Source organism: Lysinibacillus sp. Ag94, from assembly GCF_023242215.1.
GTDB lineage: Bacteria > Bacillota > Bacilli > Bacillales_A > Planococcaceae > Lysinibacillus.
Map to the genome: position 1 here is coordinate 4580571 of NZ_CP096780.1, position 14658 is coordinate 4595228.

Below are 14658 nucleotides of genomic sequence, written 5' to 3' on the forward strand. Positions count from 1 at the left end.
TTCTATACAGCTTATTTTTCGTTTATATTATACTTTCCTAGTATATAAGATCTTTATCTCTATAGATGGTCATTGTGAGAACTTGTTAAACTTAGTTTAAAACAAATTGGCAATAACTGCTTAGCAATCGGTAGTAACGCTTTTTTGATCAGACTTTTCGTTTTTCTTTAAATTTAATCAAAAGTTTTAAATAGACTACAAGTAACTTACTTAGAGGCTTTAGGAAAAGCCATTGCCTGTTTGTCATCACTTATTATCGATAAATACTTATTAGCTCTTAAAGAAATAGCTTCCATCGGAAAATCCGTTACAATGGTTTCTACGTTATTCATTTTTAATAGTTGTTCCATTTCTTTTCCGTCATTAACAGTCCACACTCGGATATTAAAATCAGCGCCACTTTTTTTATCATATACACCATTCAATAATAAATTCTTATGAAGGTGTAGTCCTTCTAAATATAAACTTTTAACGTATTCAGCAGGGTGGCTCAGCTCATGTTCTAATAACCAAGCGATTTTTGCACTAGGTTCCATTTGTTTTAATTTTAGAATAGAAGGTAAATGAAACGATGAGTAAACTACTTTATCAGCATAGTCAAATTGATTAACTGTTGCTATCACTTTTTCTTGAATACCATCGTACGGGAAAATATTCGTTTTCAATTCTATGTTTAACTCAATCTGATAGGGGACAATTAATTCTAAAACTTCTTTTAATGTCGGTATCCTCTCTTTACTCCAAACATTTTTATCAAACAACGCGAAGTGGGAAAATTTAATACCTGTACTAAACTGTTTTAATTGGGCTAAAGTATAGTCTTTAACATAGCCAGAACCATCTGTCGTTCGATCAATTTCTTCATCGTGAATCACGACTAATTCTCCATCTTTTGTTAGTTGCACATCAAGCTCAATACCGTCTACACCTAAATCCAATGCATGACGGAATCCTAATAATGTGTTTTCTGGCATAGTCCCCATACTCCCGCGATGACCAAAAATTTTCGTATGATTCATAAGCTATAGATCCTTTCTTGGACAAGGAGATAGAGAGTAATCTCAACGTCTATTACCGTAATCTTTTATTATGGAAATTTATTTACCTCTTGCTGCGTTTGATTGTTCGATGGCTGCATTCACTTGTTTAACCGCATTATCAAAGGTTTCGTCTACGCCTCCACCGTTATATACTGTTTCAAGTGCCGTTTCTATGATTTTACGTTCTTGAGGAATCATATCCATTAATGCTCCTTGTGTCGCATAAGATGGTTTTGTTGCTTGAAGTTGTTGTACAGAAACTTGTAATTGCGGCATTTTTTTATAAGCATCTTTAACGACTTGATGATCATAAGCAGCTGGGTTGATGGCGAAATAACCTGTTCCTACATGCCATTTAGCTTGTACTTCTGGCGTTTGCAAATATTTCATAAATGCCCATGCTGCCTTTTGTTCTTCCTCATCTTTACCACCTGACATCCATAAACTTGCTCCTCCAATTGCTACACCTTGGCGGTCTTGACTTTCAGGGTGAGGGAGGAATGCTACACCTACTTCAAATGGTGCGTTATCAATAACATCTCTTGAAGAAGCTGAAGATTGTAAGAACATAGCAACATCGCCTGCTAAGAAACCTGAAACCATATTATCAGAGTTTGTTCCATAATTGGCGAAAGTTCCATCGTCATTCATTCTTTTCGCCCATTCAAAGATTGATTTCCCTTTTTCATTATCAAATGCTACTGCTGTAGGTGTTGCGGTGCGACCATTGTCGTTATTCATTAGCAATCCACCTTGATTGGCTAATAATTCTTCAAATAACCAGCCATATGCTTGTAAGGCGAACCCTTTCATATGATCATTACTTGCAACGATTTTCTTACTTGCTGCTTCCACTTCTTCAAACGTTTGAGGAGCTTTTTCAGGATCTAACCCTGCCTTTTTAAAAGCATCCTTATTGTAGTACATGACAGGTGTTGATGAGTTAAATGGCATGGAGTAGAATTGACCATCCACTTTATAATAATTTATGATGTTTTTTTCCAGTCCACTCATATCATAGTTTTCAGCGTCGATAAATTTTTGAATCGGTTCGACTTTACCACTATTAATCATTGACATTGTCCCGATTTCTTGCACTTGAATCATTGTTGGTGCATCTTTTGTTCCAGCAACACTATGAAACTTCGGTAATGACTCTTCATAGGTTCCTTGGAACTCTGCATTCACTTGAACTTTATCTTGAGCTTTATTATATTCTTCAACAATACTATTTAATGTTTCTTGAGGTACACCATTCATCGAATGCCAAAATGTTACGACTGTTTGTTCCTTTGTCTTTGTTGCAGCCTCATTACTTGCATTACTTGAACTACATCCTGCCGCGATCAATAATAAACTTGCCATAGATAAGGATAAAAGCTTTTTCTTCATGATATCTCTCCTTTAGATTATTTATCTATTGATATTCTTAAAACCGATAATGATTGGACTTTATTAAATAGGAGTGTTGATTCATTAACAAAGCCAATTATTTAAGCGCACCCTCAGCTAACCCTTTTTGCAGTTTCTTCTGACCAAAGAATAATAAAAGCAACGTAGGGATAGCCACAATCATGGCACCTGCCATGACAACTCCCCATTGATTGACTGTTTCCTGTGATTGTAATTGCTTTAAGCCAATTTGAACGGTTCGTACAGTATCATTTGTTGTGGATAGAAGCGGCCATAAGTACATATTCCAAGCGGATAAGAAGCCATAAATCCCTAAGGTAACTAAGCTTGTTTTGGCGACAGGTAAAACGACAGTTAAATAAAATTTAAAATCACCCATACCTGCAATTTCACTCGCTTCTTTCAGTTCTTTTGGAATTTGTTTAAAGGTTTGTCTTAATAAAAATGTACCAAATGCTGTAGCCAAAAAGGGCAAGGCTAGTCCTGGATATGTATCAATTAAATTCATCCCTTTAATCGTTTGAAAGTTCGGGATGATGGATGCTTCAAATGGAATCATCATCGTTGCAATAAACAAGTAGAATATCACATCTCTACCTTTAAATTTTAGAAACACAAAAGCGTAAGCTGCTAAACTAGATAAAACTAACTGACCAATCATGATCAACAGGGAACTAATAAAACTGTTCAATAAAAATTTCAGCAATGGTAAGCGTTCAAATGCCTTCACATAATTCTCAATTGTCCAAGTAGAAGGTATGATTTTACCTAACATGACATCTTGATTGTTCATAAAGCTCATTAAAAAAGCCAAAATGATAGGTAGAAAGATGACCAGCGCTGAAATTGTGAGTAATATGTATAAGATAATTTTTTTGGAAAGAGACATCCTCATTGATAGTGGACCTTCCTTTCTCCGAGCTTAAACTGAATCACGGTCATAATTAAAATAATAATAAATAGAATTACCGCCTGTGCACTGGCTGATCCGTACTGATAATTCACAAAGGCTTCACGATAAATTGAGTAAACGATTAGGTTCGTTTCATTACTTGGTCCCCCTTTAGTCAACATATCGATTTGACCAAAGGTTTGAAAGGCATTGATGATGGACACAGTCGTCACAAAGAATAGGGTCGGAGAAAGCATAGGAATCGTAATCCGACGCAATTTGTAAAAATAACTGGCGCCATGAATATCGGCACTTTCATAAAGGTGAGAATCAATAGATTGTAAACCGCCAAGTAAAATTAAAAAGGTAAAGCCGATATTCATCCAAACCGTAGATAATGAAACGGAAAGGAGTGCCCACGACGAATCTGTTAACCAACCAATTTTGTCAAAACCAAATGTCACTAATAATTTATTAAAAAATCCAATACTAGGATGAAATAAGAACAACCAAAATACAGACGCAGCGGCTACAGAAACTCCCATTGTAGATGAGAAAATCGTCCGAAAAAAACCAATACCTTTTAACTTTTCATTGGCCATAACCGCCAAAAATAAGCTTATGATAATCGTACCTGGCAAGGTGTATAGAACAAATAGAAAGGTTGACCCCAAACTTTTCATAAAAATCGGAGATGTAAAAAGATCTAGATAATTTTGTATGCCGACAAAAACCGTTGTGGCACCCGTTTGATTGGTTAAAAAGAAACTTAAATAGATTGTACGAATCATTGGATAAAAGATAAAAACACTAAATAAAAAGATGGATGGTAATAAGAATAGCAATCCCTTTACGAAATTTTCCCTACGCTGTTGTTTTTTTATCCTCTCATAATGAACTTGATTATGTTCAACCATCAATGCAGCTTCGTGATTCATTGTGCAACGACCTCTTGTTTCTGCTCTTTATAGGCAGCTTGTAATAATTGACCGGTTTCGAAATCAAAGAAACAAAAATGTTGCACGGATATTATAACTGGAACTTTATCACCCGGATAAATCATCCATTGCCCTGGCCATTTAGCATTCCATAATTGGCCTCCTAATTCTTCAAAAACAATCATCGTTTCATTTCCTAGTTGCTCTACACCTACAACATTCAACTTATGCGTTGCTTCGTGTTCAGCTGCCGGATATATATGTTCTGCTCTAATTCCAATCGTTGTCTTTTTGGCTGATGGTATATTTCTTAAGTCTGATGGACTTAATTTAAACGTAAGCTTACCTTCAACCATAATTTGTTTTTTCTCAACGGATAGTTCAGCTTTTCCCATATTCATCTTTGGAGAACCGATAAAAGAGGCGACAAATGTATTTGCCGGTTCGTTATATAACGTAATCGGTTTCCCAACTTGCTGAATTGTCCCGTCATTTAACACCATAATTCTGTCGCCCATCGTCATGGCTTCCACTTGGTCATGGGTCACATAAATCATCGTAAGTCCCAATTCTCTTTGTAATTTGCGAATCTCAACACGCATATGTGCACGCAATTTAGCATCTAAATTAGAAAGCGGTTCGTCCATTAAACAAAGTGGCGCTTCACTTACAACTGCTCTAGCTAGGGCCACCCTTTGTCTTTGACCACCTGATAGTTCCCTCGGTTTTCTTTTCAATAATTCACTTAATCCAATCATTTCTGCCGTTTCTTGGAGTTTTCTTTGTTGTTCTTTTTTATCAATTTTTTTAATATCTAAACCAAAAAGAATATTTTGTTCGACGGTTAAGTGAGGATAGAGTGCATAATTTTGGAAAACCATTGATAGATTTCTATGTTTAGGAGGCAGATGATTAGCTACTTCATCATTGATCTTTAGTACACCCCCAGTTATTTCTTCTAATCCCGCAATCATTCTTAATAAAGTACTTTTCCCACAACCAGAAGGTCCGACTAAAACAAAGAACTCCCCCTTATTAATGGCAAGGTTTATTTCACTTAATACATGAGACTTTTTATCATATGATTTTGAAAGATTAACCAGTTCAGCGTACGTCATTTACTAATCTCCTTCTTTCCTTACTATTTATAACTATCTTGATAGAGCGTTCCATCCATATCAAAAATCAATACCTTGATGTTATTTTTCCACATGGCAAACTCCTTTGGTCATGATTATAGAAAATGCACAGTGTAACAAAAAAGAGAGACCTCAAATATATGTATATCTTCATATACATGTATTTGAGGTCTCTCTGCTCGCACCATTTGTCTATTCACTTTATACTTATAATATAGACGGTGTGTATTAAGTAAGTATTAATGATATGTAAATTTTGATTATAATTCATTTAAGTTCATTTTCCACATTTCTGAGTTTGACGTCGAAATCGCAACGGCACCATTCTCGAGTGCTTCCTTAGCATGTTCAGGTTTGTTTAATAATCCACCTGTTATAATAGGGACTGACAACACATTTGTTAACTTTTTTATAAATTCTGGTGCTCGACTGGGCATAATCTCAATGATATCGGAGCGAACCTGACTAGCATCCTCCACTAAGTTATTATAAACATCCGTATCAATTAAAAATATTCGCTGAATCACAAAAAGTCCGCTTGATTTTGCCTTTTTTATAATTCCAGTCCTCGTTGTGACGATTGCGGACGGCTGAACATTTCTTTTTATAAATTCAATTCCAGCACGATCCATTTCTAATCCACCTATTTTTTCAACATGTAAAATAACTGGAAGCCCCTCAGACTGTATGAAATCTACATATCTCTTTACTGTTAAAATCGTTCCCGTCATTAATAATACCGCGCTTAAATTTTCTTTATACTTAATAGCTCGTTCAATATACTTTGGATCCTTTACCGCTGCCACCATTTTATGCTTTTCTAACCTTTCTTGCAAAACTTGCCCTACGACGTATTTTTCCATAGACAAATTCCTCTCTTTGAAACATCTTCTGTTGAACGATGTTACATGTCTTTATTTCAATGTCATTGTAAAGCCTAGCTGATAAAAAGGAAAGATACGGCCAATGATAAACAATTCCCATTCCCACTAAAGAGAAGTCCAATTTCCTTTATATGCTCTTTGGAGATTGGACTTTACCTAATTGCTAACGCTGAAAGTCCTTCTTGAATAGGAACTCATCTACTTATGGGTAGGACTCTCCGTAACATGTATAAGTGCGTTTTTTCTAATCAGATTTATACTATAATCTATGGATGTGATTGTAATGAATTTAGGGATTGGCTTTTTACCCAAAAAGTATTATGAAAATGAACCTTCAACTGGGGGCTATCAATTTTTTATAAATGAAGGCATTCAATATGCCATTAATATTGGCGAGATGTATTATCCAGACTATACAGACGAACAACTTGCTCTATTTACAGAAAGCTTAGCCCCATTTCCACTTTATTATTTATTCAAGCAGAGTAATAAAGAAATTATTGAAGAGATTCTACAAGAATTACATGATGCACAGCTACCATTTGAAGTATTTTATCAATCAAAAAAGAGCACTTATTTAATGATTACTATCATAAATCATCAAGAACTAATGCGTCTAATTCCTATCATGATTTGGCAGCATAATTATAGTATGAGCTCTATTTGGTCAAATCGAAAAGACATGTTTATGATAGAAAGCAAAATTTGGGACGCGAAACGTACAGATGGGATAAATGCTTCGATAGAGGAGACCATTTGCATTCATTTTAACGAACCAACAACCGCTTTTTTATTTAGTGATGACTTCAAAGGTACAGATATTTTTTCAAACGAAAATCGCTTTTCAACATTAGAAAATGTACAAAAGTTACTACCCTCATTTATTAAAACTGACATTATTGAATTTGTATAAATGAAAACCACCAAAAACGCTGACACTTCAACGTTTTTGGTGGTTCTTTTTTAAAACCGTACTTACTTATGATAAGGTTCACCCTTCATAATTCTAAAACTTCTATAAATCTGTTCCACCAAAACAAGCTTCATTAGCTGATGCGGTAATGTCATTTTTCCAAAGGATTGTTTCTCATCAGCACGTTTCAACACATCATCGTGTAAGCCAAGGGAGCCACCGATGACGAATGCGATTTTATTTTTGCCGTAGGTCATGAGGGATTCAAGATCTGCCGCCATTTGTTCAGAGGTTTTCATTTTGCCATTAATGGCTAAGGCGATAACGTATGTATCTGGGTTGATTTTAGATAGAATACGTTCACCCTCTTTTTTCTTTACAATTTCCATCTCTGCTTCGCTTAGCTGCTCGGGCGCTTTTTCATCTGGTACTTCAATTATATCCATCTTTGCGTAGCCACCGAGGCGTTTTACGTATTCATCTATTCCCATTTTTAAATACTTTTCTTTTAGTTTTCCGACTGATACAATCGTTATATTCACACGTTATCCACCTTTACATTTCATTTACAAACAAATTATCCACAAAAGTTATCAACATATCCACAAGTGATTCCTATATCTTGTGTAAAGTTATTTACTTGATACAAGATATTCTGCAGGTCGTTCACAGTAGCTACATTTTGTGGATAACTTTTCACCCTCTTCGATTTTATCCATAATTGGGAACTCTTTTTGCTCAGCCACAAACATGTCTAAAGCGTGTTCTATATGGTTTTCACAGCTGTATTTTTCCATTTTTGCACCTCTTCTTATTTTCCGAAATTTCCACAAACTTATTCACAATTCAGTCTATGTTATCCACAATCCATTGTAACAAAGGTCAGGCGAGTATGGAAGAATAGGCTTTCTATCGCCACTCGCACTGTATATGTTATTATTCACAATTTTCTAGTTATCCACAATATTTTCTAAATCATTCAGTGAGCATTGCGGCTAGGTGAATTCTAACTTAGAGGAGGTTACTCGTTCTCACTACTCACCAAGCTTGAGCAAAACAGAGTTATAGCATTGTTGTTGTCGCTTTTGCACATAAGTTTTGCTGAAGAGCTATACTTTAATATGACACCTTACTATCATTGACTCAACAACAAAAAATCAGTGGGGACCCTATCATCCCCACTGAATTTTAATTTACAATGAATCGCTATTTGTTAATGTTAGTGATAGATCCACTAATTTACCTTGGCGGTATACTTTTATCGTTAATTTATCACCAATTTTTTTGTGGTTATATAAATGTTTGCGTAAATCGATTGCTGTTTCGATTTTTTTGCCATCCATTTCAACAATAACATCGTATTGTTTAACGCCTGCTTTTGAAGCTGGAGAGTTCGACACAACATCTGTAATAACAACACCTGTTGTTACGTCTCTTGGTAATTTTAACGTTTCTTGTTGGTAGAATGACGGAACATCCGTTAAGTCTACTAATGAAATACCCATTGTTGGACGCTTCATTTCACCATTTTTCTCTAATTCCTCGATAATTGGAATTGCTGAGTTAATCGGAATTGAGAAGCCTAAACCCTCAACAGAGGATTGCGCAATTTTCATGGAGTTAATACCGACTAATTCACCAGCAAGGTTTACAAGTGCACCACCACTATTACCAGGATTGATAGCTGCGTCTGTTTGTAATACTTCTTGCTGCCAATCTATAGTACCATCACCGTTTATGTCAACTGGTACAGAACGATCCTTACCAGAAACAACACCTGTAGTAACAGAGCCATAGAATTCTAAGCCAAGTGGATTACCAATTGCAATTACTGTTTCACCTTGTTTTAATACATCTGAGTTACCAAATGTCGCTACTGTCTTAACATCTTTAGAGCTGATTGAAATGACCGCTAAGTCTGTCCAAACATCGTGCCCAACTATTTGTGCTACTTCTTTCGTTCCATCAGGCATTGTAACTTCTAACTGCTTTGCATCTTGAATAACATGGTTATTTGTCACGATAAACGCTTTATCACCTTCAACTTTGTAAATAACACCTGAACCGCTTCCCGCAGGCTGTTCTGATGAGGATCGTGGACTCCAGAATCCGCCAGTTGACACTTCTTGAATATTTGTAATCCCTACAACTGCCCCTGAAGCCTTATCTACTGCTTTTGTAACGTCAGTTGTCACTTCTGTTGCAACCTGATTAATGGTTGTTCCATTTTCATTACTTGCGCTACTTGTTGTTGTACCTGGCATTTGATTGACCAGTCCAGGCATCATGAGCCAAACGAGTAAAGCGCCGATGATAACGCCGATAAAACCGGTAAATAAATAACCACCTTTACCTCCGCCACCGCCTTTCTTTTTATAACGCTTCTCTTGCGTTTCTCGCTCCTCTTGTTCGAGTCGCTCCTGAAGAGGTGACTTCTGTATTTCATCATTTTTTAATAAATCATTATTTTTATCATCATCTTGAAAATAGCCCATTTACCTCATCCTTTCGTTTATTAAGTATTTGCTAGTTGTTACCCTAATATTACAATTCAAACATTAAAATCAGATGAAAAATAAATAAAATGGACATAAAAATGGCTGTTCAATGCATTTTCTGTAAATGTCATTGAACAGCCTCGATATTTTATCATTAAACGGTTACTAACTTCGTCGGCTCTTCTGCATCTGTATCAAATAAATTTAAATACTCACCGACAATTATGCCGCAAGATTGCAAAGTTTGTGTAACACTCATGCGTGCAAGCTCTTTCATATTATTATCTTTACTTAAATGTGATAAATATATATTTGTTGGCTTTTCAAATACTACTTCACTCATTGCGATGGCTGCATCCTCATTTGAAACATGCCCTACATCACTTAAAATACGACGTTTTATAGACCATGGGTAACGCCCCATTTGCAGCATATTCACATCGTGGTTACTTTCAAATACAAAGGAATCAGCACCACGAATAATCCCTTTCATACGGTCACTAACATAGCCTGTATCCGTAATAACAACAAGCTTACGCCCATTTTCATGAAAGCTATAAAACATTGGATCTGCTGCATCATGTGATACCGCAAAAGATTCAACAGCCAATGAACCAAAATGCTTTACAGTATCCATTTCAAATTCAAAACGTTGCTCTAAAGGTATATCGCCAACTAGCCCGTCCATCGCCTGCCACGTTTTGGCGTTAGCATAAACAGGTACATGATATTTTCGTGCCAATACACCTATTCCTTTAATATGATCACTATGCTCATGTGTAACGAAAATGCCACTTAGCTGTTTCATATTGCGGTCGACTTTTGTAAATAGTTGCTCCATCTTTTTGCCACTAAGACCCGCATCGACAATAAATGCATGCTCGTCATTCTCTACATAAATCGAATTTCCTGTACTGCCACTTGCTAAAACACTAAATCGCATTATTCAACTCCCCAGTCTTCCTCTTCAGCCTTTTGCTTATCTCCCTGGATTTCAATAATTTTTCCATCAATAGCATCCACGAAGTACTCTTCTATTTCTCCGTCCGGTAATTCCACTTGTACTTCCCATGTTGGTATCAACACTTGCGTTTGCGTTAAATTACTAAATGTCGAGTAACCTAACTTCACATGTTTAATACGCGATTCTGATTTTAATAGCCCTTTATTATAAAGTGTCTGGAAAATTTGAAGTGGTGGTATGACCGTTTCCTGCTGCTCCATCTCTTCGATATTATCAATCATTGTCTGCTCATACATTGTCACTTCGTTTTCTAAATTCCACTGTACTTTTAATAAGGCACTATCATTATAATAGAACATTCGATTATTTTTCTTTTGGAAGAAGATTGCGACTCGTTCCTCACGATCTACCTTCCATAGTGCATATGAATCTCCATCTTTAACGTTTGTATGGACAAAATCGGTAAAGCTTGCATCATCACTTATATTTCGTAATTTCACAGGGTTAATAAAATTAACACGTATATGTGCATGTTTCTCATCAGTGAAACTTACTCGCTGATTATCATCGTTAACAATATTTTTAAAATTATGCACTTTTCCTGTAATGTAAGAAGCTGATTCATTACTATTCGGCAGTGGTCCATAAGTAATATTATCATCTTTCAAACGGGCTTCTATTGTTTTTTCACCTAGTATTTCTACGCTCTGCGCTTCATTATAGCGATTTAAATATAACCAATACAAAAAGATATTTAAGATTAAAAAAACGAATATAAAAATAGACTTTGTTCTATTCCAATCCATTTTTGACACCTCCTAATATTTCAGGCGTCAGTTTTGTCGATATACCATTACGAATAACAAACCAGCATGGCTCTAATGTCACTATTGTGGTTTGATCATAGGTTAAATAGAAACCCACAACAATATCATCTATATCTGATAAAGCAATGTGATCTAGCTTTTTAATCTTTTCAACGATTTCCGCTCCTGACGGAAGTTCCTTCATCTCTTTCTCGGATGGAATATCTTTCTCAAAAGAAAAGTATGGACGTTTGTAGCGGAACATACGATTATCTCCCCACACGGTTGTAATTCGGTTTATAGCCTGATCACTATAAATTGGTAATCCATGTAAATATAGCTGATAATCCAATTGATTATTGCTTGTACTTGTTGAGGCTAAGCGATAATCATCTGTAAAACCTCCGTGTTCATTGATAAATTCAAAGCTATCCGTAAAGAGCTTAGAAGGCTCTATTCTTACACTACTTTCTGCAGCTGGATATACATAGGTTAATGATTTCACCTTCGAATCAATCACCATCCGTGACATGCCATCGTGATATTTTTCAGTAGTTGCACTTTCATCAGTGCGCACGACATTGTTTAGATTTGTAAATACCACATTTTTAAATAATTCAGGTTTCTCTTCGATAAAATACGTATATTTTGCAGATTCAATTTTATCATTTGCAATATATAGTGAGGTAAAGCCATCACGCTCCACTTCTTTAAAAGTGTTGTATGTTTTCGCTGGCTCAATAATATTTCTTACAAATTGATTAGCATTTTCTAGACTTACACGTGAACGCATTAATAATTCATTATTGCCACTAATGAAAAAGACCTGTAAATATTTGCTACTATAATTGCTCCAATCTATAATCATACGATTGAAGGTTGTTTCAGGTAGCTCCTTATCGGCGAACTGAAAAATCGTGTTAAAGGCAGAGTAAGGAATCTCACCAGGGAAAAAGACGGTCATACAATTATTAGAACGAATCATATTGTTTACAGTGTCCGCCTTAAGATTAGTGTCCATAGGCATTAAATCTAGGATATTCCACCCATGAAACGCTTCCATAATATCTACCATTGCACCATTAGATACTGTTCCAGTAAATTCTTTATCAAAACGGTAAATAGCTTTATAAGGACGAATTACATCCTCCGGTTTTTTTTGTGGTCCGATTAAAATTTCTTTTCCTTCAGTCTGTTCAATAAATTTATAATCTGGCGTGTATGTCCAAATCATAAAGGTTAAAACAACACTTAGCACAACGAGTAGGAATAAAACAACTGATTTAACTGGTTCTATATATTTCATTCCCACTCACCTGCCTCGTCAAAATCATCTAAATTAAGTGGTAATGTGAAGAAAACCGTTGTTCCATGCCCTTCTTCACTTTCAGCCCATATTTTACCTCCATGAGCTTCAATCATTTCCCTGGCAATAGCTAGCCCTAGACCAGTGCCTCCCATAGAACGAGCTCGAGCTCGATCCACTCGATAGAAACGCTCAAAAATACGTCCTACATTTTCCTTAGGAATTCCCATACCATCATCGGAAATCATAACCTTTAGCATATCTCCTTGCGCTGTAAAGCCAAAGCGAATATTACCGCCATCAGGAGAATACTTAATAGCATTAGAAATAATATTATCGATAACTTGTGTCACCTTATCCGTATCGATTTCTACATAATAAGATGCCTCTGGGAATAAACGCTCAAACATCACTTTATCTGACTTAGACATTTCAAAACGATCGATAATACGGTTAAAGAATGAATTAAAGAGAACAATGTCTTGATTCAGTTCATAATCTGAACTATCCATTCTTGATAACTGCAATAAGTCATTTACTAAGCGGATCATACGCTCTGTCTCTGTTTGTGTGACATTCAAAAATGTTGGAGCAATATTTTCATCTTTCCATGCACCATCTGCTAACGCCTCTAAATAACTGCGCATCGTCGTTAACGGGGTCCTTAATTCATGTGACACATTTGATACAAATTCCCTGCGATCCATCTCTATTTTTTCCTGTTCCGTAATATCGTGTAGTACGGTAATTAGACCATTAATAAAGCCCGTTTCTTTTTGAATAACAGAGAAATTCGCACGTAAAATATACGGTGCGTCTGCTGTACTGAAATTTAAATTCACTGCATCATTCATGTGAATTAAATCCTCAAAACTATACTCTTGGTCAATTCCTAAAACAGATGCAATCGGTCGGCCTAATGTAATATCTCTTGAAATATGCAGCAGCTCTAGTGCGGGGTCATTAATAAGAATAATACGCCCTTTTCGATCTGTTGCAATAACGCCATCCGTCATATTACTAAGGACCGAATCGAGCTTTCGCCGTTCCGCCTCAGTAGTAGATTGCGCCTCCTGCAAGCGATTTGTTAAATGATTAAAGGTTATAGCAAGCTGCCCTATCTCATCTGTACCATAAACCCGCACTTTTCGAGAATAGTTACCTTTTGCCATCGCTTGAGCCTGCTTACGCATATCTGAAATTGGCTGTGTAATTGTTCGTGCCACTAAGATTCCTAAAAAGATAGTAATGACTAAGGACACTGCTGTACCACCAAGGAAAATACGGTTAATGTCATTCACTTGTTCAAAAACAGATTCAATATTTGCCTCAATATAGAGTACCCCTATAATTTCATCATCAGGTCCTGCACCATCTCGAATTGGCGAAGCTAACACCCACACTCGATTTCTTGTTTTATTATCCAGTTTAATGTTTTCAAATAATGTTTCTGCAGAGATAGCACGGCGTACGAGGTCATTATTCGAGCGCTGTCCAATCAAACTTTGATTGTCTATCTCAGATGTGGCGCGAATACGCTGCCTATTATCGATGACACGGATTTCTAAAATATCTCCTTTAGAAAGTTCCTTCAACCCTGTGGAAAATTCCATAACAATCGTTTTCAAGCTCTCTTCAAGAGTTGGCATACTTTCATCGCGCTCTTTTAACATTTCTTCACGAATGCTATATTGCATTAAATCGACACGTTGAAAAATGGATTGTCGGAAGTTGTCTTTTAAATTTTGCTCTAATTCACGCGCAAAATAAATTCCTATTATTTGCAAAGCAAGTAGGATTAGCAAAATATAAATTAGTACTAGCTTGACATGAATTGATTTAAAGAAGCTAACTTTCTGCATTCC

14 protein-coding genes are annotated in these 14658 nt (G+C 36.0%); 1 reads left to right on the top strand and 13 read right to left on the bottom strand.

From position 1 onward, the window contains the following. Positions 1-206 precede the first annotated feature (206 nt). The 6 genes from MY533_RS21820 to MY533_RS21845 form a co-directional block, all read right to left on the bottom strand. Entirely contained in the window at positions 207-1019 is an 813-nt protein-coding gene (locus MY533_RS21820) for a glycerophosphodiester phosphodiesterase (RefSeq protein WP_256469490.1), read from the bottom strand. Between the two features lie 78 nt (positions 1020-1097). Continuing rightward, positions 1098-2432 carry an ABC transporter substrate-binding protein gene (locus MY533_RS21825; RefSeq protein ID WP_248717546.1) on the bottom strand — a complete coding sequence of 445 codons (1335 nt, stop codon included), beginning with the start codon at positions 2430-2432 and terminating at the stop codon, positions 1098-1100. Positions 2433-2529: 97 nt separating this feature from the next. Further along, the gene (locus MY533_RS21830) at positions 2530-3342 is read right to left on the bottom strand and encodes a carbohydrate ABC transporter permease (RefSeq protein WP_371873372.1); all 813 of its coding nucleotides are present in this window, start codon (positions 3340-3342) and stop codon (positions 2530-2532) included. A gap of 2 nt (positions 3343-3344) precedes the next feature. Beyond that, positions 3345-4283, bottom strand: coding sequence for a carbohydrate ABC transporter permease (locus MY533_RS21835; protein WP_248717548.1), 939 nt, complete (start codon positions 4281-4283; stop codon positions 3345-3347). Then, positions 4280-5401: an ABC transporter ATP-binding protein gene (locus tag MY533_RS21840; protein ID WP_248717549.1), complete on the bottom strand. Its 1122-nt coding sequence runs from the start codon at positions 5399-5401 to the stop codon at positions 4280-4282. The genes MY533_RS21835 and MY533_RS21840 overlap by 4 nt, the downstream gene beginning before the upstream one ends. Before the next feature lie 281 nt (positions 5402-5682). Beyond that, positions 5683-6285, bottom strand: coding sequence for a glycerol-3-phosphate responsive antiterminator (locus MY533_RS21845; protein ID WP_248717550.1), 603 nt, complete (start codon positions 6283-6285; stop codon positions 5683-5685). Between the two features lie 304 nt (positions 6286-6589). Between MY533_RS21845 and MY533_RS21850 the strand changes: the two genes are divergently transcribed. Beyond that, positions 6590-7219, top strand: a complete 630-nt coding sequence (locus tag MY533_RS21850) for a hypothetical protein (protein ID WP_248717551.1) — start codon at positions 6590-6592, stop codon at positions 7217-7219. Positions 7220-7281: 62 nt separating this feature from the next. On the opposite strand, the gene rlmH is transcribed toward MY533_RS21850, so the two are convergent. The 7 genes from rlmH to walK all read right to left on the bottom strand — a co-directional run bounded on the left by rlmH (position 7282) and on the right by walK (position 14655). Further along, positions 7282-7761, bottom strand: coding sequence for a 23S rRNA (pseudouridine(1915)-N(3))-methyltransferase RlmH (gene rlmH, locus MY533_RS21855; protein WP_248717552.1), 480 nt, complete (start codon positions 7759-7761; stop codon positions 7282-7284). A 90-nt stretch (positions 7762-7851) separates the two neighbouring features. After that, the gene (locus MY533_RS21860) at positions 7852-8016 is read right to left on the bottom strand and encodes a CxxH/CxxC protein (RefSeq protein ID WP_248717553.1); all 165 of its coding nucleotides are present in this window, start codon (positions 8014-8016) and stop codon (positions 7852-7854) included. A 396-nt stretch (positions 8017-8412) separates the two neighbouring features. Beyond that, a complete protein-coding gene (locus MY533_RS21865; protein ID WP_248717554.1) occupies positions 8413-9714 on the bottom strand; it encodes a S1C family serine protease in 1302 nt (433 codons plus the stop codon). 157 nt (positions 9715-9871) lie between these two features. Beyond that, positions 9872-10660: an MBL fold metallo-hydrolase gene (locus MY533_RS21870; RefSeq protein WP_248717555.1), complete on the bottom strand. Its 789-nt coding sequence runs from the start codon at positions 10658-10660 to the stop codon at positions 9872-9874. Then, positions 10660-11487, bottom strand: coding sequence for a two-component system regulatory protein YycI (locus MY533_RS21875; protein ID WP_132362529.1), 828 nt, complete (start codon positions 11485-11487; stop codon positions 10660-10662). The genes MY533_RS21870 and MY533_RS21875 overlap by 1 nt, the downstream gene beginning before the upstream one ends. Beyond that, entirely contained in the window at positions 11474-12793 is a 1320-nt protein-coding gene (locus tag MY533_RS21880; RefSeq protein WP_248717556.1) for a YycH family regulatory protein, read from the bottom strand. The genes MY533_RS21875 and MY533_RS21880 overlap by 14 nt, the downstream gene beginning before the upstream one ends. Continuing rightward, entirely contained in the window at positions 12790-14655 is a 1866-nt protein-coding gene (gene walK, locus MY533_RS21885; protein ID WP_132362525.1) for a cell wall metabolism sensor histidine kinase WalK, read from the bottom strand. Before walK ends, MY533_RS21880 begins: the two co-directional genes overlap by 4 nt. Positions 14656-14658: the final 3 nt, after the last annotated feature.

Excerpts from the sequence above, each read along its gene's own strand:
- MY533_RS21820 (WP_256469490.1), bottom strand. The coding sequence starts at position 1,019 with ATGAATCATACGAAAATTTTTGGTCATCGCGGGAGTATGGGGACTATG.
- MY533_RS21840 (WP_248717549.1), bottom strand. The coding sequence starts at position 5,401 with ATGACGTACGCTGAACTGGTTAATCTTTCAAAATCATATGATAAAAAG.
- MY533_RS21825 (WP_248717546.1), bottom strand. The coding sequence starts at position 2,432 with ATGAAGAAAAAGCTTTTATCCTTATCTATGGCAAGTTTATTATTGATC.
- MY533_RS21850 (WP_248717551.1), top strand. The coding sequence starts at position 6,590 with ATGAATTTAGGGATTGGCTTTTTACCCAAAAAGTATTATGAAAATGAA.
- MY533_RS21880 (WP_248717556.1), bottom strand. The coding sequence starts at position 12,793 with ATGAAATATATAGAACCAGTTAAATCAGTTGTTTTATTCCTACTCGTT.
- MY533_RS21860 (WP_248717553.1), bottom strand. The coding sequence starts at position 8,016 with ATGGAAAAATACAGCTGTGAAAACCATATAGAACACGCTTTAGACATG.
- MY533_RS21875 (WP_132362529.1), bottom strand. The coding sequence starts at position 11,487 with ATGGATTGGAATAGAACAAAGTCTATTTTTATATTCGTTTTTTTAATC.
- MY533_RS21830 (WP_371873372.1), bottom strand. The coding sequence starts at position 3,342 with ATGTCTCTTTCCAAAAAAATTATCTTATACATATTACTCACAATTTCA.
- MY533_RS21865 (WP_248717554.1), bottom strand. The coding sequence starts at position 9,714 with ATGGGCTATTTTCAAGATGATGATAAAAATAATGATTTATTAAAAAAT.
- MY533_RS21835 (WP_248717548.1), bottom strand. The coding sequence starts at position 4,283 with ATGAATCACGAAGCTGCATTGATGGTTGAACATAATCAAGTTCATTAT.
- MY533_RS21845 (WP_248717550.1), bottom strand. The coding sequence starts at position 6,285 with ATGGAAAAATACGTCGTAGGGCAAGTTTTGCAAGAAAGGTTAGAAAAG.
- walK (WP_132362525.1), bottom strand. The coding sequence starts at position 14,655 with ATGCAGAAAGTTAGCTTCTTTAAATCAATTCATGTCAAGCTAGTACTA.
- MY533_RS21870 (WP_248717555.1), bottom strand. The coding sequence starts at position 10,660 with ATGCGATTTAGTGTTTTAGCAAGTGGCAGTACAGGAAATTCGATTTAT.